At 57.7% G+C, this 26,958-nt stretch carries 18 protein-coding genes; 17 read left to right on the top strand and 1 reads right to left on the bottom strand.

Translation table 11 applies throughout. The features are described from left to right. From cheR to visR, 11 genes are all read left to right on the top strand, one after another. Positions 1 to 909 carry a protein-glutamate O-methyltransferase CheR gene (gene cheR / locus QRN55_RS13990; RefSeq protein ID WP_111840816.1) on the top strand — a complete coding sequence of 303 codons (909 nt, stop codon included), beginning with the start codon at positions 1 to 3 and terminating at the stop codon, positions 907 to 909. Continuing rightward, positions 906 to 1,961, top strand: coding sequence for a protein-glutamate O-methylesterase CheB (gene cheB, locus QRN55_RS13985; protein ID WP_284777137.1), 1,056 nt, complete (start codon positions 906 to 908; stop codon positions 1,959 to 1,961). The genes cheR and cheB overlap by 4 nt, the downstream gene beginning before the upstream one ends. Beyond that, entirely contained in the window at positions 1,961 to 2,350 is a 390-nt protein-coding gene (cheY2, locus tag QRN55_RS13980) for a chemotaxis response regulator CheY2 (protein WP_042618009.1), read from the top strand. The genes cheB and cheY2 overlap by 1 nt, the downstream gene beginning before the upstream one ends. Further along, positions 2,347 to 2,892, top strand: coding sequence for a chemoreceptor glutamine deamidase CheD (gene cheD, locus QRN55_RS13975; RefSeq protein ID WP_111840818.1), 546 nt, complete (start codon positions 2,347 to 2,349; stop codon positions 2,890 to 2,892). Before cheY2 ends, cheD begins: the two co-directional genes overlap by 4 nt. A 105-nt stretch (positions 2,893 to 2,997) precedes the next feature. Next, entirely contained in the window at positions 2,998 to 3,381 is a 384-nt protein-coding gene (cheT, locus tag QRN55_RS13970; RefSeq protein ID WP_284777136.1) for a chemotaxis protein CheT, read from the top strand. A gap of 205 nt (positions 3,382 to 3,586) precedes the next feature. Further along, a complete protein-coding gene (locus QRN55_RS13965; RefSeq protein WP_284777135.1) occupies positions 3,587 to 5,638 on the top strand; it encodes an O-linked N-acetylglucosamine transferase, SPINDLY family protein in 2,052 nt (683 codons plus the stop codon). 115 nt (positions 5,639 to 5,753) lie between these two features. Continuing rightward, positions 5,754 to 6,914 (top strand): UDP-galactopyranose mutase, encoded by a 1,161-nt coding sequence (gene glf, locus QRN55_RS13960; RefSeq protein ID WP_284777134.1) that lies wholly within the window; start codon positions 5,754 to 5,756, stop codon positions 6,912 to 6,914. A 269-nt stretch (positions 6,915 to 7,183) separates the two neighbouring features. Continuing rightward, a complete protein-coding gene (locus QRN55_RS13955; RefSeq protein ID WP_284777133.1) occupies positions 7,184 to 14,335 on the top strand; it encodes a beta strand repeat-containing protein in 7,152 nt (2,383 codons plus the stop codon). 122 nt (positions 14,336 to 14,457) lie between these two features. Next, positions 14,458 to 16,146, top strand: a complete 1,689-nt coding sequence (fliF, locus tag QRN55_RS13950; protein WP_162698142.1) for a flagellar basal-body MS-ring/collar protein FliF — start codon at positions 14,458 to 14,460, stop codon at positions 16,144 to 16,146. A 360-nt stretch (positions 16,147 to 16,506) separates the two neighbouring features. Next, entirely contained in the window at positions 16,507 to 17,235 is a 729-nt protein-coding gene (gene visN / locus QRN55_RS13945; protein WP_162694669.1) for a transcriptional regulator VisN, read from the top strand. Then, positions 17,232 to 17,993: a transcriptional regulator VisR gene (gene visR, locus QRN55_RS13940; protein ID WP_284777132.1), complete on the top strand. Its 762-nt coding sequence runs from the start codon at positions 17,232 to 17,234 to the stop codon at positions 17,991 to 17,993. Before visN ends, visR begins: the two co-directional genes overlap by 4 nt. Before the next feature lie 77 nt (positions 17,994 to 18,070). Here the strand turns inward: visR and QRN55_RS13935 are convergent, their stop codons facing one another. Continuing rightward, positions 18,071 to 19,993: an O-linked N-acetylglucosamine transferase, SPINDLY family protein gene (locus tag QRN55_RS13935; protein WP_284777131.1), complete on the bottom strand. Its 1,923-nt coding sequence runs from the start codon at positions 19,991 to 19,993 to the stop codon at positions 18,071 to 18,073. Between the two features lie 377 nt (positions 19,994 to 20,370). Here QRN55_RS13935 and QRN55_RS13930 point away from each other — a divergent pair, with 377 nt between their 5' ends. The 6 genes from QRN55_RS13930 (at position 20,371) to QRN55_RS13905 (ending at position 26,955) form a co-directional block, all read left to right on the top strand. Next, positions 20,371 to 21,246, top strand: coding sequence for a flagellin N-terminal helical domain-containing protein (locus QRN55_RS13930; RefSeq protein WP_233135896.1), 876 nt, complete (start codon positions 20,371 to 20,373; stop codon positions 21,244 to 21,246). Between the two features lie 263 nt (positions 21,247 to 21,509). Further along, positions 21,510 to 22,391 carry a flagellin N-terminal helical domain-containing protein gene (locus QRN55_RS13925; RefSeq protein WP_111840828.1) on the top strand — a complete coding sequence of 294 codons (882 nt, stop codon included), beginning with the start codon at positions 21,510 to 21,512 and terminating at the stop codon, positions 22,389 to 22,391. 321 nt (positions 22,392 to 22,712) lie between these two features. After that, positions 22,713 to 23,594: a flagellin N-terminal helical domain-containing protein gene (locus QRN55_RS13920; protein ID WP_111840829.1), complete on the top strand. Its 882-nt coding sequence runs from the start codon at positions 22,713 to 22,715 to the stop codon at positions 23,592 to 23,594. A gap of 292 nt (positions 23,595 to 23,886) precedes the next feature. Next, the gene (locus QRN55_RS13915) at positions 23,887 to 24,852 is read left to right on the top strand and encodes a flagellin N-terminal helical domain-containing protein (protein WP_112498906.1); all 966 of its coding nucleotides are present in this window, start codon (positions 23,887 to 23,889) and stop codon (positions 24,850 to 24,852) included. Positions 24,853 to 25,040: 188 nt separating this feature from the next. Beyond that, positions 25,041 to 25,685 carry a hypothetical protein gene (locus QRN55_RS13910; protein WP_284777130.1) on the top strand — a complete coding sequence of 215 codons (645 nt, stop codon included), beginning with the start codon at positions 25,041 to 25,043 and terminating at the stop codon, positions 25,683 to 25,685. Further along, positions 25,678 to 26,955, top strand: coding sequence for a MotB family protein (locus tag QRN55_RS13905; protein ID WP_284777129.1), 1,278 nt, complete (start codon positions 25,678 to 25,680; stop codon positions 26,953 to 26,955). Before QRN55_RS13910 ends, QRN55_RS13905 begins: the two co-directional genes overlap by 8 nt. Positions 26,956 to 26,958 lie beyond the last annotated feature (3 nt).

Genomic DNA, 26,958 nt, shown 5'->3' with positions numbered 1-26,958 from the left:
ATGACAGCGCTCAAGTTTAACGATACACGCCTATCCCCGGACGAAGTGCTGGCCAGCGGAGAATATCCGCTGACACGCCGCGACCTGTCCGAAATCGCCGCGATGATCTATGCCGATGCCGGCATCTATCTGAACGACACCAAGGCGTCGCTCGTTTATTCGCGACTGTCCAAGCACATCCGCAATCTGGGTATTTCCGGTTTTCGGGAATACTGCACCCTCGTGTCGTCCCAGGAGGGCGCCCATGCCCGTCGCGAGATGCTGTCGCATCTGACGACGAACTTCACGCGCTTCTTCCGCGAAAACCACCACTTCGAGAATCTGCGCGATGAGGTCCTGCCGGGTCTGATCAACCGGGCAAAGGCCGGTGGACGTGTTCGTATCTGGTCCGCGGCCTGTTCCGACGGGCAGGAGCCCTATTCGATCGCACTGACGGTTCTGGGCATGTTTCCCAACGCCGCCGAATACGACTTCCGCATTCTGGCAACCGATATCGACCCCAAAATTCTGGCGCAGGCCAGAGCCGGGGTCTATGACGAAAACGCACTGGAAACCGTCACGCCGGCCATGCGCAAGCAGTGGTTCCAGGACGTGGATGTCGCCGGTCGCCGCAAGTTTCAGATCAGCGACAAGGTCAAGAAGTTGATCACCTTCAACGAGCTGAACCTCATGACGCAATGGCCCTTCAAGGGCGGTTTCGACGTGATTTTCTGCCGCAACGTGGTGATCTATTTCGATGAGCCGACACAGGTGAAAATCTGGGCACGTTTTGCCGGTCTTCTGCCGGAAGGCGGCCATCTCTATATCGGCCACTCCGAACGGGTCTCGGGCGACCCGAAGGCGCTGTTCGATAACACCGGCATCACGACCTATAAATACATCGGCAAACCGGGCGGGAGGAAAGCATGAGCGCACCCGCCAGAGTCCTCGTTGTCGATGATTCCCCGACGATGCGCGGCCTGATTTCGGCTGTCCTGAAAGCCGACCCCGATGTTCAAGTGGTGGGCCAGGCAGGCAACGCCATGGAGGCGCGCGCCGCGATCAAGGAGCTTAATCCCGATGTCGTGACGCTGGATATCGAGATGCCGGAGATGAACGGCCTCGAGTTTCTGGAAAAGATCATGAGGCTTCGGCCTATGCCCGTCATCATGGTCTCGACGCTGACGCATCGCGGTGCAGGTGCTTCGCTTGCGGCGCTTGAAATCGGCGCGTTCGATTGCGTTGGTAAACCAGCGCCGGGCGACAGCAGACCGTTTGGCGATCTGGCCGAGAAGGTCAAGGCTGCCGCACGTTCACAGCATCAGAGCTATCGCAGCGTCGAGGTGGAAAAACCCGTTGCGTCGCTGCCCATGGCTGTGAGCGATTACCGCGTCGGTCGCAAGATCGTTGCCATCGGTTCCTCGACCGGCGGTGTCGAGGCTTTGATCTCCGTTTTGCAGAAATTCCCGGCCAACTGCCCGCCCACCGTCATCACGCAGCACATGCCATCGACGTTCACGAAAAGCTTTGCTGAGCGCCTGAACAGACTATGCGCACCTGTGGTGGAAGAGGCAACCGATGGGGCCCGTCTCCAGACCGGGAAAATATATCTTGCACCGGGCGGAGAGCGCCATTTGCAGGTCGTTAATCATTCCGCACCAAGTTGCAGGCTTTTGGAAAAAGAACCTGTTAATGGCCATCGTCCGTCCGTCGATGTTCTGTTCGATTCCGTGGCTGAACTCGCCGGACGCAATGCCGTTGGTGTCATCCTGACCGGAATGGGGCGGGACGGTGCTGCCGGACTGCTGAAGATGCGCCATGCCGGTGCGCGCACGATCGGCCAAAACGAAAAAACCTGCGTCGTTTATGGCATGCCACGCGTTGCTCATGAGCTTGGTGCCGTCCAACAACAATTTCCGCTCAACGCCATCGGCGAAGAAATTCTGAAACTTACTGCTGCCCGAAAAGAAGGTTCCGACTAATGTCTCTTGCAGAAAAAATCAAAGTTCTGATCGTTGACGATCAGGTCACAAGCCGCCTCCTGCTCAGTGATGCACTGACGCAGCTCGGCTTCAAGCAGATCACCTCCGCTGGCGATGGCGAGCAGGGCATGAAGATCATGGAGCAGCAGCCCCATCATCTCGTGATCTCCGACTTCAACATGCCGAAGATGGATGGTCTCGGCTTCTTGCAGGCGGTTCGCACGAACCCCACCACCAAGAAGGCAGCCTTCATCATTCTGACCGCGCAGGGTGACCGCGCGCTGGTTCAGAAGGCGGCACAGCTGGGCGCCAACAACGTTCTGGCCAAGCCATTCTCCATCGACAAGATGAAGGCGGCAATCGAAGCCGTATTTGGATCCTTGAAATGATCGAAACCGCAGCCAAGCGCGTACATATTATCCAAGGCGAGTATAAAATCGCCAATGATCCCGATGTGGTCCTGACGACCATTCTCGGTTCGTGCGTGGCTGCGTGTCTCAGAGACCCTGTTGCGGGCGTCGGCGGCATGAACCATTTTCTGCTGCCGGGGACAGGGGGCATGGGGGGTGGAGATGCAACCCGTTATGGGGTGCATCTCATGGAATTGCTGATCAACGGCCTGCTCAAGCAGGGAGCACGCCGCGATCGGCTCGAGGCAAAGATTTTCGGCGGGGCGAAAACCATTGCCAGCTTCTCGAATGTCGGCGAACAGAACGCCGCATTTGCGGTGCAGTTTCTAAAGGATGAAGGCATTCGCTTGCTGGGGCAGTCGACCGGGGGGGACTCGGGCCGCAAGGTAGAGTTCTGGCCGGTCTCCGGTCGCGCGCGTCAGCATCCGCTCAGCGGTGCCGAAGCACAGTCGACGGTCGCGCTGGAAAGACGTCCAGCACCGGCGCCGAAGCCAGTGGCCAACGATATCGAGTTTTTCTGACACGGCGTATAAGGGCGATTTGCTCACGCCGTACCATCATTTTTGTTTGAGTTTCGAACCGGGTAAAAAACCTCTCGGTCCGCAATTCCGGCCACGGAGTATTTTATGCAGATCGCCGAGCACATAGATCTTTCAACTTTCGACGAGGCGCTGCCCGATGTGCTGATGCGGGTCGTTTCCGAATTGCACGACGTGGCCTATCTCATCGAGCGTATCGAGCCGCAATTGCTCGAGGCGACAAATGGTGCCGTGACGACCGAGGGCATGCGCCTGTTGCAGGGCATCGACCTTGCCGTCCAGAAGACGCGCGGCCTTGCCGAATTCATCGACACCATCACCGGCTCCATTCCGATCAACTGGGTCGTGGATGTCTCTACGGCACTCAGCCTCGTCAAGCTGGCGGAAATGCAGAAGGCCCTGGGCGCTGGCCTGCGCCACGGTCATTCGCAGCCGCTCGACAAAGTTTCCGGCGACATCGACCTGTTCTAGAATATGTCCCTATATGGCGGGCAAACAGATTATCTGCCCGCCTGGTCGCAATTTCAGCAGCAATTCCGTACAATTTTGAGTAAAGTCGCACTGATTTCGTACAAGTAAAGCGCCGCACAAGCTTCGACGTATTAATCTCCACTCCGATTTAACACAGCTATTGGTTCGTTGCCCTTTGGGCACGCCAGCTCCGGGGTCTTGATTGATGAACAGTGTCGCAAACGTTGGTTCTTCCAGCTCGCTTTTTCTAAACCTTCTTGAACTGGCCAAATCCCAACGCCTTGCGCTGGGCGACGTGTTCAAGTTTGCCGAAAGCTTCAGCGCGGAAGGCCGCAAGGGCGAGGCGGTCGAGCTTTACAAGACGTGGCTCGCCTTTAACGAAGCGCATCCCGGCGCGCAGATGGTCTATTTCAACTATTCCGTCATGCTGCGTCAGCTCAATGACATCCCCGGCTCCATCAACGCCATGCGCGCAGCCCTGAAGATCGATCCCATGTTCGGGCCTGCCCAAATCAATCTTGGCCGCGCCTTCGAAGACAGTGGCTCTTTCCCGCAGGCGATCCAGCAATGGAGAAGCTTTGTCGAGAGCACGTCCGAGACGACGCCCGACCGCCTGTCCTACCGGGTCATGGCGATGCAGCACATAGGCCGCGTGATGGAAAATGCCGGACTTCTGGAAGAAGCCGAGACCATTCTGTGGGATGCCATGGAGCTACGCCCGGAAAAGACCGAGACCGGACAGCACTGGAGTGCCATCCGTCAACGTCAGTGCAAATGGCCGATCATCACCTCCTCCAGCCATGTCACGCAGCGCCAGATGATCGATTCCATGTCGCCGCTGACGCTGGGATGCTATGCCGACGACCCGATGTTCCAGTTGGCCCGTGCCTATGAATACAACAAGAGCTTCGTCGGTCGTCTCGACCTGCGCAATTTCCCGCGCAAAACGGTCAAGCAGAAGACCGGCACGGGCCAGCGCTTGCGTGTCGGCTATGTCTCTTCCGACCTGCGCGACCACGCCGTTGGATTTGCGCTGCGCGAAATGCTGGAACTGCATGACAAGACGAGCGTCGAAATTCACGCTTACTATTGCGGCGACCCGGTTGCCAACGATGCGACGCAGACGCGCATGAAGGCGGCGGTCGATGCCTGGCACGACATCGGTACGTTGACCGACGAGGCTGCGGCCCGCCAGATTGCCAGCGACGAGATCGACATTCTGATCGACGTTAACGGCTATACCAAGCATGCGCGCACCAAGATTTTCGGCTACCGTCCGGCGCCGGTCATCGTCAATTTCTGCGGCTATCCCGGCTCCATGGGCTCGCCGTTCCACCAGTACATGATTGCCGACGCACAGATCGTGCCGCCTTCGAGCGAGATTTATTACTCCGAAAAGGTTCTGCGGATCGCCTGCAACCAGCCGATCGACCGCAAGCGTCTCATCGCCGAAAAGCCGTCGCGTGAAAAAGCCGGTCTGCCGGAAAACGCCTTCGTGTTCGCCTGCTTCAACGGCATGCAGAAGATCACGGCGGGTACGTTCGAACAGTGGAAGGCCATTTTGACAGCGACGCCGGGCAGCATTTTGTGGATGCTCAGCGGCAACGAAAAGGCCGACCAGCGTCTGCTGGCCATGTTCGTGGCAGCCGGAATCGACGCCGAGCGGATCATCTTTGCGCCAAAGGCTGCCAATGCCGAGCATCTTGCCCGCATCGGCGTCGCCGATCTCTTCCTCGACACCTTCCCCTACGGTGCGCATTCGACGGCAGCCGACTCGCTGACGGTCGGGCTTCCCGTGCTGACCTTCCCCGGCAAGAGCTTTGCATCGCGCTTCTGCGCAAGCGTCGTTGCTGCAACCGGCGTGCCCGAACTGATCTGTGATGGCCCGCAGGATTACGTCGCCAATGCAATTGCCTATGCCAATAACCCGGCTGCGCTGAAACTGATCAGGGACAAGCTTCAGGCCAGCCGCGAAACGAGTGCACTCCGCGACATTCCGGGTCTGGCCCGTCGTCTGGAAGAACTGTACTGGCAGATGCAGGGTGAGGCCGAACGCGGCGAAACACCGGTTCCAGACTTCCGCAACATGGATGTCTACTACGAAATCGGTTCGGAACTCGTTCTGGAAAATCTCGAATTCGTCGATGAGGCGACCTATCGCGCGCGTTACCTCGAGAAGATGCGCGAGTGGCACGCCTTCTCCGACATTCCACATGATGCACGGTTGTGGACGCCTGAAGCCTCGGCTACGGCTTGACGTCCGAAGTGTCACAAATCGATATCGCCCCGTAAAGGAATATCGCAAGACTAACGCAGCACACCTGCGCATCCCAGATGTGCGGGTGTGCGTGTAACATTTACAAGGCAGGTCGATGACGTCCCAGTCCAAGAAGATAGCCATTGTCGGCGCCGGGCTTTCCGGTGCCGTTATCGGTCGCGAACTCGCCGTTGCGGGCCATCAGGTCGATATTTTCGACCGGCGCGACCATATTGCCGGCAATTGCCATACGGAGCGCGATGCGGAGACAGGCGTGATGGTTCACGTCTACGGCCCGCACATCTTCCACACCGACGATGCCGAGGTCTGGGATTACGTCAACACCTACCAGACCTTCATGCCCTACAAGAACCGGGTCAAGACAACCAGCCGCGACCAAGTGTTCTCGCTGCCGGTCAACCTGCATACGATCAACCAGTTCTTCAACAAGACATTTCGCCCGGATGAGGCGAAAGCATTTATTGAAGAGCAGGCCGACAAGACAATCGAAGACCCGCAGACCTTCGAGGAACAGGCGCTGCGCTTCGTGGGACGCGATCTCTACGAGGCGTTTTTCCAGGGCTACACGCAGAAGCAATGGGGCTGCTCGCCGACCGATCTGCCCGCATCCATCCTCAAGCGCCTGCCGGTGCGGTTCAATTACGACGACGACTATTTCTTCCACAAATATCAGGGCATGCCGGAAACCGGCTACACGCCGATGGTGGAACGCATTCTCGATCATCCCGGCATTCGCGTTCACCTGAACAGCAATTTCGGTCGCGGGGATATCGCTGGCTACGACCATACCTTCTATTCCGGCTCGCTGGATGGTTACTTCGAATATGCCAATGGCAGGCTGGGTTATCGTACGCTGGATTTCGAACGCTTCACCTATGACGGCGATTACCAGGGCTGCGCGGTTATGAATTACGGTGAGGTCTCGGTGCCCTTCACCCGCATTACCGAACACAAGCACTTTTCACCGTGGGAAAAGCACGAAAGCTCCGTCTGCTACCGCGAGTTTTCGCGTGAATGCGGACCAGACGATGTGCCCTACTATCCCATCCGTCTGGTGACCGAAAAAGAGCAGCTTGCGCAATATGTGTCGCTGGCCAATGAGGAAAAGTCCGTGACCTTCGTGGGTCGGCTCGGCACCTATCGTTATCTGGACATGGATGTGACGATCCGCGAGGCGCTCGACACATCGCGGCTGTTCCTGTCGCTTGCCGAGGGTGAAAAGGCAATGCCGTCATTCCTCAACCCGCCGCTATGAGCTGACGACTACTCCAGATTGTCGTTCATAATGATTGCCGCGCGGCATCCGCGCGGCTTTTTGCGTTTTTACGCATCGAAACTGCTCTGCCACGCTGCATGGGTGGGTTTTATATCGATAAAACTGACAGTTTCGCACAAGCAACGAAACCTAGGATTGCCGGTGACGAATGCCGTCTTCAGCTCTGCTGCGGGCCGGTTGCCTCGTCAGTCTGTTTTCGATCTTGAACTCGCGACCAAGGCCTGCAAATGACGTCGATCATTCCTTCCATGAGTGTTGCTCAAATCTCGAAATTATCGACTGCGGTAATTTCAAGTTGGACGACCGACGATGTGGAAGCACTTTCGACGGAGCAGATCGCCGCTCTTTCCACTCGGCAGATTGGCGCCTTTTCTTCCCAGCATGTCGCTGCGCTGGAAACGGAAGACCTAGCCGCGATGTCAACGAAGCAGCGCGTGGGCATCACCGCCACCGCAATCGTCGGCCTGACGCTCGATCAGATCGCAGTGCTGGACAAACTCTCCATCGCCAGCCTCAGTGCAGATCAGGTCGCGGCCTTGACGAACTCGCAGGTCGCGGCGCTGGATCTAGACCAGACCGAAGCGCTCACGCCGAAGCAAATCGCGGCCATGAGCTCGAGCCAGATCGCAGCGCTCGACTATGATGAACTGGCGACATTTTCCAGCGCCGACATGGCGGCCATTTCGGCCAGCGCCATTGCGGGTATCAGTTCGGACGCTATCGAGCACTTATCGACGGATCAGGTCGCAGCCATCAGCGCAAACGCCATTCCTGGAATGGGCCTCGATACCCTGACATCGCTGTCGGATGCACAGTTGGCGGCGATCAGCACCAGTGCGATCTCAAGGTTGACGACAGACCAGATCGGCGCCTTGAGCGCAGACCAGATCGGCGCCTTTACCTCTAGCCAGATCGCATCTCTCAAGGCCGTGCAGATTTCAGCACTCGGCGCCGATTACATCGCCAACCTTTCTTCTTCCGGTATCGCAGGCCTCAGCACGGCAGCGATTGCCAGCCTGACCACAGCCCAGGTCGCGGCTCTTTCGTCAGAGCAACTGTCAGGCTTGACGACAAAGCAGGTCGCGGCCTTGAAGTCGACGCAGATAGAGGTGATCGCTGTCGAGAATATCGCAGCCTTCTCGGCAGAACAGATCACCGCACTCAGCACCAGATCCATCACGGGACTGACAACGGGCCAGATCGATAAATTGTCGACGCTTCAGGCCGAAGCCCTGACTTCCCGACAGGTGAAAGTGCTGAGCTCGACGCAGATCGCGGCTCTGGGCAACGACGACATTGCGACATTCTCGACGGCGGATATCGCAGCGATTACCAGCGCGACTGCCGCTGGACTGACGACCGGCATGGTTGCAGCGTTGACTGAGGCTCAGGTTGCTTCGATCAGCGCCGGAACATTTGCCAAGTTGACGACCGAACAGATCGACGCTTTGAGTGCCAGCCAGCTTGGCGCGCTCACGTCTACGCAGATTGCATCGTTTACCTCTACGCAGGTTGCAGCCCTGACAGCGGATGACCTCAAGGCTCTGCCATCGTCTGCCCTCATCTCACTCTCGGGCAAGGCGATCTCCGGGCTGAGCACTGATCTCGTGTCGGAATTGACGCCTGTTCAGATCGCCGCCCTGTCTACCGGCGCAATCGCCAAGCTGACGACCGAACAGATCGGCGCGCTCACGACGGCGCAGGTCGAGGCGCTGACATCGGCGCAAGTGAAGGTTCTTAGCTCTTTGCAGATCGCCGCGATCAGCGTTGATGGTATAAAAACATTCTCGACCGGCGATATCGCAGCCATCTCCACCAAGGGCATTGCAGGATTGAGCACGGCAGCCGTCGCCGCATTGACGGCTGATAAGGTTGCAGCGTTCAGCTCGGCTGCGATCGCGGTGTTTTCAGCGGACCAGGTCAGCGCGCTCACCGCAGACCAGCTGGGAGCGTTGACGACGAAACAAATGACGGCGATCAAGGCTGCCCAGATTAAGGTATTGACGACTGAGGATGTCAGCAAGCTGACTTTGGAACAGATACCGTCGCTCAGCACCGGCGCCATTGCCGGTCTATCGACCGCGCAGGTCCAGGCCTTTACACCACTTCAAATCGGCGCTTTTACACCGCAGCAGGTCAAGGCGCTCACCTCGGCGCAACTGTCGGTCCTGGGCGTCAACGATGTCGCCCAGTTTTCTTCGGAAGATATCGCTGCCATCAGCTCCAGGGCTATCCAGGGTCTGAGCACCGATGCTTTGAAGTCGCTAAAATCCTTTCAGATTTCAGCTCTCAGCCCGTCGGCCATAGCGGGCCTGACGACAGTTCAGGTCGACGCACTGACCAGCGAACAGCTTGGCTATATTTCGTCCGCTCAGGCAGCTGTTTTCAATTCTGAACAGCTTGGAGTGCTGGGTGTCGATGACATCGCAGCGTTGAAGAATGCGGCTATCGGCGCGTTGAGCACGAAGGCGATTTCGGGCCTTTCGACGGCATCCATCGCGTCCTTGACAGCAGAGCAGGTGGCGGCCCTGAGCACCAATTCTGTCGCCAATCTGACCACGGGTCAGATCGGGGCGCTAACCGCAACACAGGTTGCGGCCCTTTCGACAGGGCAAGTGAAGGCACTTGCCTCCACACAGGTGGCAGCCCTTGCGTCTGACAGGATCAGTGTTCTCACATCCAACCAGATTGGCGCGTTGACGACAAAAGCTTTGGCCGGTCTCAATTCCGATCAGATATCCGACCTCAAAACAACACAGATTGCTGCGTTGACTGCTTCGCAGATTGCCTCGCTGACATCCGCCCAAATCGCCGGTTTGGAAGTCGAAGACATTGCTGCATTGAAAATCGCCGGGATTCAGGCATTGAGCGCTTCGGGCGCTTCAGGCTTGTCGACGGATATCATGACGAACCTCACCTCGCTTGAGATCGCAGCTTTGAGCACCGCTGCGGTTGGCGGTCTGACATCCAGCCAGCTTGACGCGCTTTCGACAGGACAGGTCAATGCCCTGACGGAACGGCAACTCGGGGCTCTCAAGTCAACCCAGACGGTGGCACTGGGAACCGACGATATCGCGACCTTTGACTCCAAGGACATTGCGGCACTGACCAGCAGGGGTATCGCTGGTCTTAGCACCGCAGTCCTGGCCGCGCTGACCACGTCGCAATTGGTGGGTCTGTCGGTGGCGGCAGTTGCAGGACTGACGACGGACCAGATAGATATCATGAGCTCGACACAGCTCAACGCTCTCTCACTGACGCAGATCGCGGCCCTGACATCGACGCAGATCGCCGTGCTCAGCCCGACAATTCTATCCTCTCTGTCTGCCGACAAGATTGCCGCAATGCGCGAGAGCGCCGTGACCAATTTGACCGACACCCAGCTTTCGGCACTGACACCCGCCCAACTGGCTGGCCTCAATACTGCACAGATCGCCGCCTTTACCTCCACCCAGATATCAGCGATGAGCAGCGCGCAGGTTGCGGCGCTGACCGCAGAGCAAATCACAGCCATCAGCACGGCGGGTGTGACCGGCCTTTCCAGCAAACATATCGCTGCCCTGTCCACAGCGCAGGCGCAGGCCTTGTCCAACATCCAAATTGCCAAGCTGACGGCTGAGCAGTTCGAAGGATTTGGGGCTGACGATCTCTCGACCTTCACGGACAAGGAACTCGGAGCCATTGGCTCCACAGCGATTACAGGCATTTCGCCCTCGCAACTGTCATTGCTCTCCCCCGACAAGATCGCACTGCTGAGCGAAACGAGTATCCCTGCCATGACGACGTCGCAGGTCGCGTCGTTGACGTCGGGTCAGGTCGCGGCCTTGACGCCCAAGCAGGTCGCCGCGTTGGCCGCGGGGCAGGTTGCGGTGCTTCGCACGGATGACATCAAGGCATTGACGACAGCACAGGTGGCCGCGCTGGGTACGAGCGGAATTTCCGGTTTGACGACGGCGCAGCTTTCGGTGCTGGACACCGATCAAGCCAAAGCGCTGACGAAGGTGCAGATTGAAGCGTTGAGCTATACGCAGTTTTCCGCCATCAAGGCTGAGGGCATCGCCACGTTCTCCGATGAGGAAATTGGCTCTGTTAGCACCAGCGTGCTGAGTTCATTGCCGACGGCGACGATTGCTGCTTTGACCACGACCCAGATTTCCTACTGGAGCACTGCGGCCGTTGCTAGCTTGACCAGCAGTCAAGTGAGTGCATTGACAACCGGTCAGGTGGCCTCTCTATCGACAAAACAGATAGGGGCTTTGAGTTCACAACAGCTATCGGCTTTCGGAACGGATGATTTCAACGCGTTATCCACCGGAGCCATCGCGGCCATCAGCTCGGCGGCCATTGCCGGTCTGTCCACCACGACAATCGCCGGTCTATATACTTCGCAGATCGCTGCCATCAGCACCGGAGCCATCGCTGGCCTGACGGGCGCTCAGCTGGATGCGTTGAGCATCGTTCAAATCGGTAGTCTTTTAACGACACAAATATCGAGCTTGACGTCGAGACAGATAACGGCGCTGGGCGTCGGTGGCACCCAATCGCTGACAGCAAACCAGATTTCAGCCATCAGCTCCGCCGGTATCGCCGGGCTTTCGACCGCCCAGATCAGTTCCCTGAGAGCAGATCAGGCGGAAGCCCTGAGTCCCACACAGGTTGCCGTCCTGAGCTCCGCACAGGTCAGTGCCCTAAGTGCTAACAGTTTGGCGACGTTCTCCATCAGAGACATCATGGCACTGTCCAGCGTTGCAGTTGCCGGTCTCTCGACCGCAGTTCTGGCCGGGCTGTCGAACGACGCCATTTCCAGCTTGTCGAGTGCAGGTATAGGCGGACTTTCAACAGCCCAGATCGCTGCACTGACGGCGTCACAGATCGGCGCATTGACGACGATGCAGGTCTCGGCGCTTGGCTCAAAGCAGGTTGCCGCCCTGGGCACCGGTGGCGCAATGGCGCTGTCCACCGCGCAGCTCGCCGCGTTGAGCAGTACGGGCATTCCCGGTCTTTCATCGGCGCAGATCGACGCACTGTCCACCGTTCAGGTCGAAGCGTTCAATACCACGCAGGTTGGATTTTTCACGTCCGGGCAGGTTGCCGGATTTAGTGCTGGTGATCTCGGTGTCTTTTCGACGGCGGAGCTGGCGGCGCTGACATCCACGGCCCTTCAGGGCATCTCCTCGGCCACGCTCTCGGGGCTTTCGGCAGATCGCATCGCGGTTCTTGGAACCGCAAGTGTCTCCGGTCTCACAACGGAACAGCTTGCATCTTTGACATCGATTCAGCTGGAAGCGCTGACCACCGGTCAGGTTGCCTCGCTCGGGTCCAAGCAGATTGCGGCGCTAGGAACGACCGGAGCCGTCACCCTGACCACAGCCCAGATTGCCGCTTTGGGTACCGCTGGTATCGCGGGGCTTTCGACAGCCCAGATTGCCGCCTTGTCCACTATCCAGATAGAAGCACTGACGTCCACGCAGGTTGCTGTGCTGACCTCGCTTCAGATCAGCGCGATGGACACCGACGATCTCGGTGTCTTTTCGACTGCCGATCTTGCAGCCTTGCCATCGAGCGCGCTTCAGGGGCTTTCGACGGAGATCATTGCGGGTCTTGCTACTGAGCGGGTTGCCGTTCTCGGCACGGCCAGCATTTCCGGTCTGACGACGGCGCAGATTGCGGCGTTGAAAACGGCGCAGCTTGAGGTTTTGACCACCGGGCAGGTTGCTGCACTGAGCTCCAAGCAGGTTGCTGCACTGGGAACGGCAGGGGTTGCCGTGCTGTCCACCGCGCAGATCATGTCCCTCAGTTCTGGGGCAATTGCCGGATTGTCCACGGGGCAGGTGGCGGTTCTCTCTACCGATCAGGTCGAATCTCTGACCTCGACGCAGGTGGCAGCGCTGAGTTCAACGCAGCTTTCGGCGCTGGGGCTCGATGATATCGATGTTCTCTCCAACGATGATCTTGCGGCCATGCCAGCGCATGCGATTCAGGGGCTCTCGACCGCCGCCATTGCTGCCCTGTCCACCGGCAGGATCGCGATTTTGAGTACGTCGGGCATCTCGGGGCTGACAACCGGCCAGATCGCGGCGCTCAGCCCGGATCAGGTGGAGGCCTTCACCAGTGATCAGGTGGCCGCACTCGGCTCCAAGCAGATGGCCGCACTCGGTCTCGATGACCTCAAGACATTCTCGACGGCGGATATCGCTGCCATCAGCGCGGGCGCCATCGTCGGTATTTCGACATCCATGCTGGCCGCGCTGCCGACGGAGACGATCCACGCCCTGAGTTCGCTCGGCATATCCGGTCTTTCGACGGCACAGGTTGCGGCGCTGACGGTCGATCAGATCAGTGCTCTTTCGCCCACGCAGGTCGGAGCCTTTACCTCACAACAGGTCGCAGCACTTGAAACACTCGATATTGCAGCTCTTTCCACGGGCCAGATCGCGGCGATCAGCACCGCTGGTATCACCGGACTTTCGAGCGGCCAGGTCGCAGCCTTCAGCCTTGAGCAACTGCATGTGCTGACGACCGGGCAGATGGGTGCCCTGACCTCCACAGCGGTCTCCGGCCTGACGGCTGAGGAACTGGACACCCTGTCTTCCGCCCAGATTGCCGCGATTGGTAGCGCCGCCGTTGCGGGCTTGCCGACAGACTTTATCGCAGCATTGTCCCCGAGCGAACTTGCGGCCATGGGAACAGCCGGTATTTCCGGGCTGACCAGCAAGCAGGTTGCCGTTCTCAGCCGGGATCAGCTCGACAGTTTGACGACCAGCCAGATCGCGGCGTTCAGCGCCGATGGCCTGTCCGGCCTGACGACTGATGGCATGGCGACCTTCTCCACCGCAGATATAGCCGCCATCGCGTCCTCCGCTATTCGTGGGCTGTCGACCGCCATCATCGCACGGTTGACGACAGACGAGATCAAGGTGCTGACGGCGGGTCAGGTCGGGTCGCTGGGCTATAACCAGATCGTGGCGCTGAGCACCGGTCAGGTGGATGCCCTGTCCACGACGCAACTGAATGCGTTCAACGCCATCCAGGCAGCGGCGCTGGGCACCGAAGACATCGCCCTGTTCACCACCGAAGACATCATAGCGCTCAGCACCAGCGCGGTCTCCGGCCTTGCGACGAGCGTTCTTGCGGCGCTGACGACAAGCCAGAGCGAGGCGCTGACACCTGCGCAGGTGGGGGCATTGACCTCATCGCAGGTCGCGGCCCTGTCGAAAGAAAAGCTTGCGACGTTCTCGACAGCCGATATCGCCGCCTTCAGCTCCTCCGGTGTCAAGGGACTGTCCACCGATACGCTGGTCAGTCTCTCCAGCCAGCAGATCGATGCGATCCTGAACACCCATATGGGCGCGCTGACGCCGGAGCAGGTTTCGGCGATCATCTCGGTCTACATGACGTGATGAAGCGCAGTTTGAGGTTTCCCTTTAAAAGCCATGAGGGAAACGCTCGCGCAAGCTTCGCCGTCTAATTTGGTATGGAGGCCAAAAGGTCTTCGTTTCTTTGAATGACGGTGCGGGACAGAATGAATCTGTTAAATCAATTCCCACAGGTTTTAAAAAACTTCGCGGCCCTTGGGCAGACGCGGCTTTTGGTGCTTGGTGGCGTGGGTGTTCTGTCCATGGCGATCATTCTTGCCGCTGCGCTCTACGTGAACAAACCTGCTTACGAAACACTCTACGTCGGTCTGGAAACGATGGATCTGAACAAGATCAGCGTTGCCCTTGCCGAATCCAATGTCGATTTTCAGGTCGGTACAGACGGAACGAGCCTCCAGGTTCCTGTCGGCATGACAAGCAAGGCCCGCCTTCTGCTGGCCGAACGCGGTTTGCCCGATAGTGCCAATGCCGGTTACGAGCTGTTCGACAATGTCGGTTCGCTCGGCCTCACATCCTTCATGCAGGAAGTGACCCGCGTTCGCGCACTGGAAGGCGAGATTGGACGATCCATCCAGCAGATCGATGGCGTTGCCGCAGCCCGCGTGCACATCGTCATGCCCGACGTCGGCAATTTCCGCCGCGGCGAGCAAAAGCCGACTGCCTCCGTCATGATCCGTGCCAGTGCCACAGCCGGCCGCAAGGCCGCTTCTTCCATTCGCCACCTCGTTGCCTCGGCTGTTCCCGGCCTTGAAGTCGATGACGTGACTCTGCTCGATTCCACCGGTCAGCTTCTGGCCTCCGGCGACGATGTTGGCAACGGCGCTCTCAACCGCTCGCTCACCCTATCCCAGAACGTCCAGCAGGAACTCGAAACCAAGATCGACAAGGCGCTTGCGCCGTTCCTCGGCATGGACAACTTCCGCTCCACCGTCACAGCCGAACTGAACACCGACAGCCAGCAGATTCAGGAAACCGTGTTCGACCCCGAATCACGGGTCGAACGTTCTGTGCGCACCACCAAGGAAGACCAGAAATCGCAGGAAACGACGCCCGATACGGCCGCGACCGTGGAACAGAACGTTCCGCAGGCAGCGCCGCAGGGTGGTGGCAGCGGTCCGAAGTCTTCTGACGAATCGGCCAAGAAGGAAGAGCAGACCAACTACGAAATCAACTCCAAGACCACGGCCACCGTTCGTAACGGCTACACGGTCGACAAGATTTCGATTGCGGTCGTCGTCAACAAGGGCCGCCTTGCCAAGATGATCGGCGACAACGCCGACCAGGCCAAGGTCGATGCCTATCTGGCGGAAATGCAGAAGATCGTTGCTTCGGCAGCCGGTATTTCGACCAATCGCGGCGACGTGGTGACGATCACCGCCATGGACTTCCTCGAAACGCAGCTGCTCGATCAGGCGGTTGCCGGTCCGGGCTTCATGGAAGTGATGAGCCGCAACTCCGCCGGCATCATCAACTCGCTCGCCTTCGTTGCCGTCGCCTTCCTGGTGGTCTGGCTGGGTGTGCGTCCGATGGTTCGCTCCTTCTCCGGCGGCTCGGCGGCGACCGCAGAGCTTGGTCAGGAAGCAGCAGGGCTCGAACTGCCGGACTTCTCCCCAGGCCTGGGTGGCGCAAGCGCCGGTGGCGGTCTCATGGATGGTTTCGGCGCCGACTTCGGCTTCGACAGCACCGACGATCTTCTCTCCGGCGACAATGGCGATGGCGATTTCAATCGCCGGGTTCGCGAAGGACCGGAACGCCGTCTCTCGCGTATGGTGGAAATCAGCGAAGAGCGCGCCGCCAAGATCCTGCGCAAATGGGCAATCGAAAAAGCAGCATAATCACGGAAGGCCGGTCTCGTACCGGCCTTCCGCCGTTTTATCGCTTGCATCATACCGGCGCACATGTTCTGTTTTGGTGCAGAATTTACGATTTGTTCATCACGTCGACAATTTACGTTGGAATAATGAAATCAACTCTGTGCGAGGCCGAGAACATCAATATGCTTTTGGTGGTATGACAGGGAGATAAAGACGGGGATGTCCACCGCTGGTGATGGCGTTTTTCGTCGCGTCTTCCTAATATACAATGATTCGGTCGCCAGACATGCAAGCCACGGATTGTGATTGTGTTTCTGAATGGAAATGATTTCCATCCCGGTTAAGTGATCTCCGATAAGGAGAGTGAGAGGGCGTAGGCTATTGAAGGTGGATGTTGATGTTCGCAGGCTCATCGCTGCGCCGTTTGATAGGTCGGTGAAGTTGCCGCGCGATCAACTCATTCGGAACATTTCTGTCGCGGCTACTGACGGCAACGTTACAGCCGCCATCGAAATGCTTGCGTCCTTTGCAGGCGCTGCCCACTATCTGCTGGCGCGCGAAGATCTTTTGCAGGAAGCCGGTCTCAATTTCATCATCACATCCGACTGGCCCTTCGATCTGGTGCGCAGGTTGGGGTCGGAACTGACCAACAACCAGAACCGCGTCAGCGAGATGGAAAAGTGCCTGGCGCTTTTGAAGCCGCGTGTGCTGTTCCTGCCCGACGATGCCGTCGTGCCCCATGGTGTCGACCGTAAATATTGCGCAATGACATTCTGCGTCGGGCGCGTCCGGTTTTCGCTGCTGCTACTGTTCGAACTCGATAATGTGCCCGTGGATGATCGCCTGCGTGAGACCGGTATGTTGGCGGGTTACTTCGCCAGTTCCGGCATCGTGGCGGAATCGCGTGTCGAACGGGACATTGACTTGACCGAGCGGGAACTCGAATGCCTGTTCTGGATTGCCGAGGGCAAGACCAGCGACGAAATGGCGACGATCCTTGGCATCTCCCGCAACACCATCAACAACTACATCACCAGCGTCATGCGCAAGACGGCAACCAAGACCCGCTCCGAGGCCATTGCCTATGCGGTTCGAAACAATCTCGTATGAGGGTGCGTGAGATGGGCTATTACAAGGATTCCGAGGTCGCCAGCACAGACCCTGTGATACCTGCGCGCGCCACCACAGCGGCCAGCCGCTCCGATCTGTTTCCCCGTCTTGTGGCGATACAGCGCATTCTGGGCGCCAAGAATTTCGTCGTCGTCAGGGCCGTCGCCTCGGGCTTTCCCAACAAGCGCAAACTGTTCTGCGAGCTGGAAAACTGGGGTATCAATGCCAGTGATCAAAGCACGCGGCTGGTGCTGGCCATGGGCGAGCGTCTGCTCGAGCATCTGGAGCGCTCGCTTCTGCCTGTCACATGGAAGAGTGAAAACGGCTCAGGCTTTGCTGACGTCCCCGATGTCGCTGCGCTGATGGTCCGGCTTGCCAATGACGATCTGTCCTATGCCGGGTTGGCGCTGCCGGTGCGGCTGGGTACGATCGGCAACGGCTACGTCGTGTTCTGCGGTGGAAACCTGCTGCTGGACAACGAGATCGTTCTGGAACAGCACATCAAGTGCACGGAAATCATGGTGGATCTTCTGGCGCTCGACGAACGCCGTGTCACACCTGCCGAATCCCTCAGCGAACGCGAAGTCGCCTGCCTTCAGCTTGCTGGAGATGGCCGCATCAGCGAAGAAATTGCCGTGAAGCTTGGCCTGTCGGTTCACACCGTCAACGCCTATCTCGGCTCTGCGACCATAAAGCTCGATTCGGTCAACCGCATCCAGGCCATCGCAAAGGCGATCCGCATGGGCTACATCCACTGATATATCGTTGCGATGCACGCTTTTGTCCCGGTATCAAACCGGCCTGAACTCCCTTGGGGATTCAGGCCGTTCGCGTTTTATCGCACCTCGAATGCGCCCGTCCGTGGGGGCAGGGCAGGGACGTCGAAGTGGTCCGGTGCTTCACCCGTCTTTGCCCGCTCGACCATCATTTCGTAAGCAGTCTCAAGGTGGCGGCAGAAGCGTTCGGCATCGAACAGCGGCTTGACGAAACGGTTCGCATCGATGCGCGCGCGAATTTCCTTCAACGGTGCCTGATCCTGCGCATAGGCCACGGCCTGATCGACATAGGCTGCCTCGTCTTGCGCAATCAGTTCCGGCGCGCCGATGGCATGCAACAGGCTTTCGCTGACGCGCGAGGCGAAATTGGTGCCCTTGACCGTCAGCACTGGCAGGCCGGACCATAGCTGTTCCGACGTCGTCGTGTGACCGTTGACGGGGAAGGTATCGAGGCCGAGATCGGCCACGGTGATACGATTGAGGTGAAGCTCGAAATCCAGCTTTGCCATGAAGAACACGCGCTTGGCTGGAATGCCCATCGCCATGAACTTGGCCAGGATATTGGCCTTGCTGTCCTGACTGTTGTGCAGGATCCAGATGACGCTGTTGGGGGTGCGCTTGAGGATATCGCCCCAGATTTCGGCAACGCGCGGCGTGATCTTGCGGTTGGCGTTGAAGGACGCGAAAACGAAGGCATCTTCCGGCAGGCCGACATCGGCGCGGCTGAGCTGTTTGGCCAGCGGGCGGTTGACCGGGTCGTTCGGCTGATAGGTCTCGGGCAGGCGCGCGAATTTTTCGTAATAGTGCGGTTTGGAGCTGTCCGGCAGCACGTAATGGTCGCCGATGGCATAGTCCAGATCGACATTGACCGTGGAGCCGGGAAAGCCGATCCATGCGACTTGCACTGGAGCTGCGCCCATGTTGAGGATGGCTGTGCGGTTGCCCGCCGTATGGCCTTTCAGGTCGACCAGGATATCGATGTTGCGCGCCTTGATCTCGGCCAGTGCCTCATCATTGCTCATCTCGCGGATCGTGACCACGTCACCCCACAGGCTGCGGTCGGCCTCGTTGGTCTTCAACAAATCCGGTGCTGAATGGCAAAACAGCGTGATCTCGAAGCGATCACGGTCGTGTAGCTCCAGCACGCGGCGAATGAGCTTCATGGTGGCATGCTTGTCGAAAAGGTCGGATGAAAGATAGCCGATCCGTATCTTGCTGCCCCACTCATGGGGCATCTGCCGACGTGCGACGCTCATCTCCGGCTTGAAGGCAGGCGTGTTGCTGCGCGCAAGCTGGTTGATGTGTTCGTCACCACTCCAGTGGAGATTGAAGAAGGTGCCATCCAGCGAGATGAAATTCACATCTCCGTTGGCAACCACCTCATCGATGATGGGCTGATGCTTTTCGATGGCGTCGAACTTGCTGTGTTCACGGCAGAAGACCAGATACATCAGGCGCACGGCCTGCTGGCGTGGCAATTTCGCCAGAAGCAGGCGAGCCGTCTCGATGTCTTTTGCATCGAACAGGTCCCATGTGGTGATGGCAATGCGCGCGCCGAGCTTGATGTGCTCGATGTCGTCGCTCTTCATCAGAATGCTTTTCAGCGCACGGGCAATACGAGGCTCCCCGCGTTCCAGCAGCATCGTACCGACGATGAAGCATATTTCGGGGTATTTATGGAAGCGATGGATCAGCTTGTTGGAGAGCGCGAGCGCCTTCTCCTTCTGGCCGCAATCGTAATAGAGCTTGATGCTGTCGACGAGATAGCTCTCCGCATCCATGCCATTTTGCTGGTAGGCCAGCTCATAGGATGTTGCCGCCTGTTCGGGCATGCCGATCTGCAGGCAGGTCTTGGCCAGCAAAGCATAGGTACGCGCGTCACGCTTGGTATCGATCAGCTTGTTCAGCGTTTGAAGGGCCTGCGTGTACTGACCGGTCTTGAAATGCTTCGAGGCGGCGGAATAGCTGATTTCGTTTAACATGTGTCCCGTTCTATTCTCTTGCGGTTCCGCTTGCAGACAACGGCCTCTCGGGCGCGCGGAGACTGCCGATTTAGAAATTCGACAGATACTATCGGGCGAAGCTTGCTTGAAACAGGTCTTCGCGCGCACGTACCTGTCTCATTCTGGTTAACCCCTCTAACCGGCTGTTTGCGCAACATTAACCATTAGAATCGAGGGGGAAGCCGATACTGCTAAAATTAAGGACTTGGAAATGCTTGCCGCGCATTTTGACTGTGCGTGACGGGTTTGGTGTCCATTAAAAAACGGAACCGAGTGGCATGATGCCGAACCGTTATCGCCGGTACTTGTAATCCGGCATGTCCCTCATCTTGTACCGCGTTTTAAAGGGGCAACTTATGTCTAGCATCAACTTCAATTCTTCTGCGAACAATGCACTTCAGACATTGCGCACGATCAACTCGAACCTCGGCAACACACAGGACCGCGTTTCGACCGGCCTGAAAATCGCCAACGCCTCCGACGGTGCAGCATACTGGTCCATCGCGACCACAATGAAGTCCGACAACAAGGCACTCGGCGCCGCAACGGATGCACTCGGCATCGGTTCTGCCAAGGTCGATACCGCGTATGCCGCCATGGACAGCGCGATTGACGTCGTCAACGAAATCAAGACGAAGCTGACCACTGCCAGCGAAACCTCCGTTGACAAGGAGCAGGTTCAGCTCGAAATCAAAAAGCTTCAGGAACAGCTGACGGCAATCGGCCAGGCTGCATCCTTCAACGGCGAAAACTGGATGGTTCAGGCCTCGGGTTCGAGCACGACGGTTGTCGACGGCTTCATCCGTAACTCTGATGGCACCGTCAAGGTCACCAGCGCGAACTTCAGCGCCGGCGACTACGCTCTCTTCGACACGATTGCCGGCGGCGTTGGCAGCAACGGTCTTCTGGGCGGCGTCATGACAGTCGCTCTGACGGCTACCACGACACAGGGTGAAATCGACACGTTCCTTTCGACGGTCGAATCTGCACTCGGCGAAATGACCAAGGGTGCAGCTGCTCTCGGCGCTCTCTCCACACGTATCGACCTGCAGGATGAATATTCCAGCAAGCTCAGCGATGCGATGGACGCAGGTATCAGCCGTCTCGTAGACGCTGATATGGAAGAAGAATCTGCACGTCTTTCGGCCTTGCAGACGCAGCAGCAGCTGGCCGTCCAGTCGCTGTCGATTGCGAATTCCAGCTCGCAGAGCCTGCTGTCGCTGTTCCGTTAATACGGGCATCAACATACGATATGAGGGGTCGGACCTATGGTCCGGCCCTTTTTCGTTAACAAAGTATTATCAATTTTTTTTAAAAATTTACTATTTATTTATACAAAATTTGGAAGTCTTTAACCTTAATGAGGTTAGATCAGGTCATCGAAGCGACAGCCGAAAATTAACTATATTGTTCGGCAGGCATGAAGCTGATCGTCGTTTACCGGTAAGACCGGAATGTCCCTTCAAATATATTTGCCAAAGGGGCAATTAATACTATGACCAGTATCCTGACCAACACATCTGCTATGTCTGCACTGCAGACTCTCCGCACGATCAACAACAACCTTTCCACAACGCAGGACCGTGTGTCCTCCGGTGAGAAGGTCGGAAAAGCTGCCGATAACGTCGCCTACTGGTCCATCTCGACAACGATGAATTCGGACAACAAGGCACTCGGCGCAGCCACCGACGCTCTGGGCGTTGGCGCAGCAAAAGTCGACACTGCCTATGCCGCCATGGACAGCGCGATTGACGTCGTTAACGAAATCAAGGCAAAGCTGACGACTTCCAGCGAAACATCTGTCGACAAGGAACAGGTTCAGCTCGAAATCACCAAGCTTCAGGAACAGCTGACGGCAATCGGCCAGGCTGCATCCTTCAACGGTGAGAACTGGGCCATTCAGGCTGACGTCTCTTCTCAGACGACTGTCGTCGACGGCTTCATTCGCAACGAAGACGGCTCTGTCAAGGTTACGACGGCTACCTTCGACGCAGGCACTTACGCCATGTTCTCCACCATCGCCGATGGCGTTGGTAACGGCGGCATTCTCGGCAGCGTCATGAGCGTTGCACTGACGAGCGTATCCACACAGGGCGAAATCGACGCCTTCCTGTCGACCGTTCAGACCGCGATCGACAACCTCACCGACGGTGCGGCTGCTCTTGGTGCGCTTTCTTCGCGTATCGACATGCAGGACGACTACTCCTCCAAGCTCAGCGATGCGATCGAAGCTGGCGTAAGCCGTCTGGTCGATGCCGACATGGAAGAAGAATCTGCACGCCTCTCGGCCCTGCAGACCCAGCAGCAGCTGGCCGTCCAGTCGCTGTCGATTGCGAACTCCAGCTCGCAGAACATCATGACCCTCTTCAGAGGCTAATCATTTCCTTAATGAAACGGAAAAGCCGCGCCCACAGCGCGGCTTTTTTTATGAAAAAATTTAATTTATCAGATTTAGAAATTTCACATATTTAACAATAGCTTAATGGACATTAACGGGGTTTCCCGAGCTTAATGCTTTCTTCAACAAGGTAAAAGAACTCCTACTATTAAACCTTTATTAACCAAAAACCTGTTTTCTGTGGTCATCGAAACAGCGCACCGAACACTACGATCGGTAAGCATGAAGCTGCCTGCTGCGTTTCCCGGCTTAAACCGGAATGTCCCTTCTTAAAAAATTTGCCAAAGGGGCGACCTACAGATGACAAGTATTTTGACAAACACCTCTGCAATGTCTGCCCTTCAGACGCTGCGCTCGATCAACACAGATCTTTCCAACACACAGGATCGCGTTTCGTCTGGTTACCGGGTTGGTCAGGCTAAGGACAACGTCGCTTACTGGTCCATCTCCACCACCATGAACTCCGATAACAAGGCGCTGAACGCGGCTTCGGACGCTCTAGGTGTGGGTGCTGCCAAGGTCGATACCGCCTATGCGGCAATGGAAAGCGCGATCAGCGCCGTCGACGAAATCAAGGCGAAACTGGTTACCGCCAGCGAACAGTCCACCGACAAGGCTCAGATCCAGCTCGAAATCAGCAAGCTTCAGGAACAGCTTTCGTCCATCGCACAGGGCGCTTCCTTCTCCGGTGAAAACTGGATGGTTCTGGGTGACGCCTCCGAGGCCAGCGTCGTTGACGGCTTCATCCGCACAGCCAGCGGCGGTGTCAGCGTCACGACTGCAAAGTTCAACATTTCCTCCTATGCCATGTTCTCGACCATCAACGCCGATGGCGTTGGCGAAGGCGGCATTCTCGGCAGCGTCATGAGCGTTGCACTAACGAGCGTCTCTACACAGGGCGAAATCGACGCCTTCATGGACATCGTTGAAACAGCGATGAGCAGCCTGACGGACTCTGCCGCAGCTATCGGTGCCCTTCAGACCCGTATCGACTTGCAGGACAACTACTCGGCCAAGCTTTCCGACGCCATGGAATCCGGCGTCAGCCGTCTGGTCGATGCCGACATGGAAGAAGAATCAGCCAAGCTCTCTGCCTTGCAGACGCAGCAACAGCTGGCGATCCAGTCGCTGTCGATTGCAAACTCCAGCGCACAGAACATCATGTCGCTGTTCCAGCAGTAAAACTAGCATCCTCCCGATCCAAACCGCGCCCTCTGCAAAGGAGGCGCGGTTTTTTCGTCTTTCTGCTCAAGCGATTAAAAACATATGGTTTTTCGGCGTCGAACAGCCATCACGCAAGTTTCGCCATAGCTTCGGCGCGTAGAAGACTTGCCACGGGTTTAGCATTTCGTTAACCCTTGAGCCGTGCGATGCTTCGTGTCTTTTCGCGCCTGTGCCTCTTCATGATGAGAGTGCGGCTTTACGCCAGAAAGTTCTGGCATGTCCCCGTTCCTCCCGGCCCGACGTAGGTACCATGACCAATATCCTTTCTTCCAGCAGCGTGCAGAGTGCGCTTCAGACGCTTCTGTTCAGCAACGACACCCTTCAAAAGACGCAGGAACGCGTGACGTCGGGTTACAAGATTGCGTCCGCTGCGGATAATTCCGGGTATTGGTCGACAGCCACTAACCTGACATCGGACGGCAATGTTCTGACCAGCATCGGCGATGCACTCAATCTCGGAGCCTCCAAGGTCGACACCACCTATGAGGCCGTCTCCTCGATGATTGACGTCACGGATCAGATCATGACGCAGTTGACGACGGCCTATGAAACTGGCACCGACCGCAGCCAGATCAACAACGCCATCGGTGCGTTGAAGGACAATCTGTACTCGATTTCTCAAGCCGCGACCTTCTCTGGCGACAATTGGCTTTTCAATTCGAGCGAGCAGCTTCCTGCGGAAAAAGTCGTGCCGTTCTCGTTCCACAAGGGCATCTCCGGCTCGATCTCGCTGGAGTATCTGACCGTCAACACCGCCGAAACGACGCTCGTAGATACGAACGACGCCAACCGGGGCCTGCTGACGAAGGGCGTCGATGCAAGCGCGCGGGACGCAAATGGCGGCTCCTCGGCGCGCGAATATTACCTGCTCGACGCCAACTCTGCGACGGCGGCGTCCGGCACGGAAATCTCCGTTTCCGATGCGACCACCAGAGACGAACTTGATGACATGGTCTATGTCGTTGGGCAATTGTCCAGTCAACTCAAACAGTTGGGTGCTTCATTGGGCACGATGTCCAACCGCATGGACCAGCAGACGACATTCGTGAGCTCGCTGAAGGATTCCATGGACAAGAGCGTCAGCCGTCTGGTGGATGCCAATATGGAAGAAGAATCCACCCGGTTGACGGCCTATAAGACGCAGCGCGATCTGGCGGTCGAGGTCGTGTCCATGGCCAATAATCATCGCAAAAGCCTGGCCAGTCTGTTTGGGTGATGCGTGACGGGGTTCATCCTCGCACAAGTTTGACTCTCTATTTTAGAAAACTGAATTGCTGCCGGGTGTCTGTGCTTTCTCAATCAAAGCGACAGAATTCTGCCGGCCCTCTCTGACTGCCTTGCGGATGATTTCATGATTCTCTTCTCCATCGAAAAGACAAGCGCGATATTGGGCGAGGTGCGGCCATGAGCGGAGCGCTGGCGAGATATCTCAAGGACTTCAGTCAGGACACGACACCTAAACCAGTCGTCCATTTCGCGATGGAGACACCTGTTACGAGTTTCGAGAGCGACTGGCCGGCAGAACCCGAGGTCGTCGTCGATATCGAAGAGGTAAAGAACAAGGCCTTTGCGGAGGGCCAGGAGGCGGGAAAGCGCGAGCAGCTTCTGGCCCAGGAAACCGAACTCGACGCGTTGCGCGCCCTCCACGATAAAGAGATGGAGGCGATGCGCACGCGCTATGAGGACGAGATCGCGACGCATCTCGCCACGTCGGTCACATCGATGAAGCATGCGATTGCCGGAAACGTCGAGTCCGCCTGTCTTCGCCTGTTCGAAACGGTCATGGAGCGGGAACTGGCAAATACGGCAGCGACGGATGTTTCGGCGAAGATCATCCGCGAGATACAGGACGGTTTTGCCGGAACGATCAAGATCACCGGTCCCGACCGGCTTTTGGCGCGCATCCGCGAAACGCTTGGCGATGTCGACAATCAGGTCGATTACGATGCGTCCGATGACATCGATATCAAAGTTCAACTGGATAGCTCGGTCTTGATGACAAGACTTTCGGAGTTCTTCCAGAACACGCGGGGTCTAGCCGATGAGTGAAGGCGAAAATCACCATCACGGCAAGAACGAGATCATTATCGTCAAACGCCACAAGGGTGGCCACGACGGTGCGCATGGTGGTGCGTGGAAAATCGCCTATGCGGATTTCATGACCGCGATGATGGCGTTCTTTCTGGTCATGTGGCTGGTCAATGCTGCAAATGAGCCGACGAAAGCCTCGGTCGCCAGCTATTTCAACCCCATCAAGCTGACGGATGAAAAGCCCGCGGACCGTGGCATGAAGCAGCCTGCGAAGACCGCCAAGGGTGAGCAGACGCAGCAGACGTCTGACACCAAATCCGAAAAGCCGCAGGACGCTGCTGCTGCGGCGAGCGGTGAAGACATGACCTCGTCTGCGGGCGACAACACCGCCTATTCCGAAGCGGCGTTGTTTGAAAACCCATATGCCGTTCTGGCCGAAATCGCGCAGGAAGTTGGCCAGCAGGCCAATGTCAGCTCCAAGGGCGAGGGCGGTGCCAGCAATTCCGGTCCTTCGACTGGCGCGTCGGGTGGTGAAGCCTACCGCGACCCGTTCGACCCGGATTTTTGGAGCAAACAGGTGGAAGTGCGCCCCGACCAGAATGGCATGTCCATTCAGGACACGGCGCTGCCCGAAAAAGCGCAGAAGAAAACCGATGCAAAGGCTGTTGCCACGCCGCAGGATATGGCGAGCGTGATCAACGACAGCGAGCCATCGACGCCGTCGGCGATCAAGGCGCAAAAGGTCGATCCCGGCTCTGCCGACGAAATCGGTGAGGAATCTGCCAAGCCTGTCCAGTCCAAGGCGGCGAAGGCGGCAGCGGAAACGCAGGAAAAGACGACCGACGAATTGCGCGACGAGATTACCCAGCAGGTCGCAGGCGTTGCGGGCAAGCTTGCGGAAGGCATCGTCGTGACGCCAGCCGAAGGCGGAACGCTGATCACGATCTCAGAAAAGGCCAATACGGCCATGTTCGATGTCGGTTCGGCTGTGCCGCAGAAGGATCTGGTGCTGGCCATGCAGAAGATCGGCGAAGTGCTGAGCAGGCAGAAGGGCGCCGTCGTCATTCGTGGCCACACCGATGCACGGCCCTACAGCAGCGGCGGCAAGGACAATTGGACGCTATCGATGGATCGCGCCCATGCGGCCTATTACATGCTGGCGCGCGGCGGGCTCGATGAGACCCGTATCAAGCAGCTTTCCGGCTTTGCCGACCGTCGCTTGCAGTCCACGGCCGATCCGCTCGACGGTGCAAACCGCCGCATCGAAATCTTGCTCGAGGATAGTTGAGGC

This window comes from Agrobacterium sp. lyk4-40-TYG-31 (assembly GCF_030209855.1).
Taxonomy (GTDB): domain Bacteria; phylum Pseudomonadota; class Alphaproteobacteria; order Rhizobiales; family Rhizobiaceae; genus Agrobacterium; species Agrobacterium vaccinii.
This window is presented reverse-complemented; position numbering and strand designations above follow the sequence as displayed.

Bases quoted from the DNA above. Each gene is read 5' to 3' on its own strand.
- cheR (WP_111840816.1), top strand. From the start codon at position 1: ATGACAGCGCTCAAGTTTAACGATACACGCCTATCCCCGGACGAAGTG.
- cheB (WP_284777137.1), top strand. From the start codon at position 906: ATGAGCGCACCCGCCAGAGTCCTCGTTGTCGATGATTCCCCGACGATG.
- cheY2 (WP_042618009.1), top strand. From the start codon at position 1,961: ATGTCTCTTGCAGAAAAAATCAAAGTTCTGATCGTTGACGATCAGGTC.
- cheD (WP_111840818.1), top strand. From the start codon at position 2,347: ATGATCGAAACCGCAGCCAAGCGCGTACATATTATCCAAGGCGAGTAT.
- cheT (WP_284777136.1), top strand. From the start codon at position 2,998: ATGCAGATCGCCGAGCACATAGATCTTTCAACTTTCGACGAGGCGCTG.
- QRN55_RS13965 (WP_284777135.1), top strand. From the start codon at position 3,587: ATGAACAGTGTCGCAAACGTTGGTTCTTCCAGCTCGCTTTTTCTAAAC.
- glf (WP_284777134.1), top strand. From the start codon at position 5,754: ATGACGTCCCAGTCCAAGAAGATAGCCATTGTCGGCGCCGGGCTTTCC.
- QRN55_RS13955 (WP_284777133.1), top strand. From the start codon at position 7,184: ATGAGTGTTGCTCAAATCTCGAAATTATCGACTGCGGTAATTTCAAGT.
- fliF (WP_162698142.1), top strand. From the start codon at position 14,458: ATGAATCTGTTAAATCAATTCCCACAGGTTTTAAAAAACTTCGCGGCC.
- visR (WP_284777132.1), top strand. From the start codon at position 17,232: ATGAGGGTGCGTGAGATGGGCTATTACAAGGATTCCGAGGTCGCCAGC.
- QRN55_RS13935 (WP_284777131.1), bottom strand. From the start codon at position 19,993: ATGTTAAACGAAATCAGCTATTCCGCCGCCTCGAAGCATTTCAAGACC.
- QRN55_RS13930 (WP_233135896.1), top strand. From the start codon at position 20,371: ATGTCTAGCATCAACTTCAATTCTTCTGCGAACAATGCACTTCAGACA.
- QRN55_RS13925 (WP_111840828.1), top strand. From the start codon at position 21,510: ATGACCAGTATCCTGACCAACACATCTGCTATGTCTGCACTGCAGACT.
- QRN55_RS13920 (WP_111840829.1), top strand. From the start codon at position 22,713: ATGACAAGTATTTTGACAAACACCTCTGCAATGTCTGCCCTTCAGACG.
- QRN55_RS13915 (WP_112498906.1), top strand. From the start codon at position 23,887: ATGACCAATATCCTTTCTTCCAGCAGCGTGCAGAGTGCGCTTCAGACG.
- QRN55_RS13910 (WP_284777130.1), top strand. From the start codon at position 25,041: ATGAGCGGAGCGCTGGCGAGATATCTCAAGGACTTCAGTCAGGACACG.
- QRN55_RS13905 (WP_284777129.1), top strand. From the start codon at position 25,678: ATGAGTGAAGGCGAAAATCACCATCACGGCAAGAACGAGATCATTATC.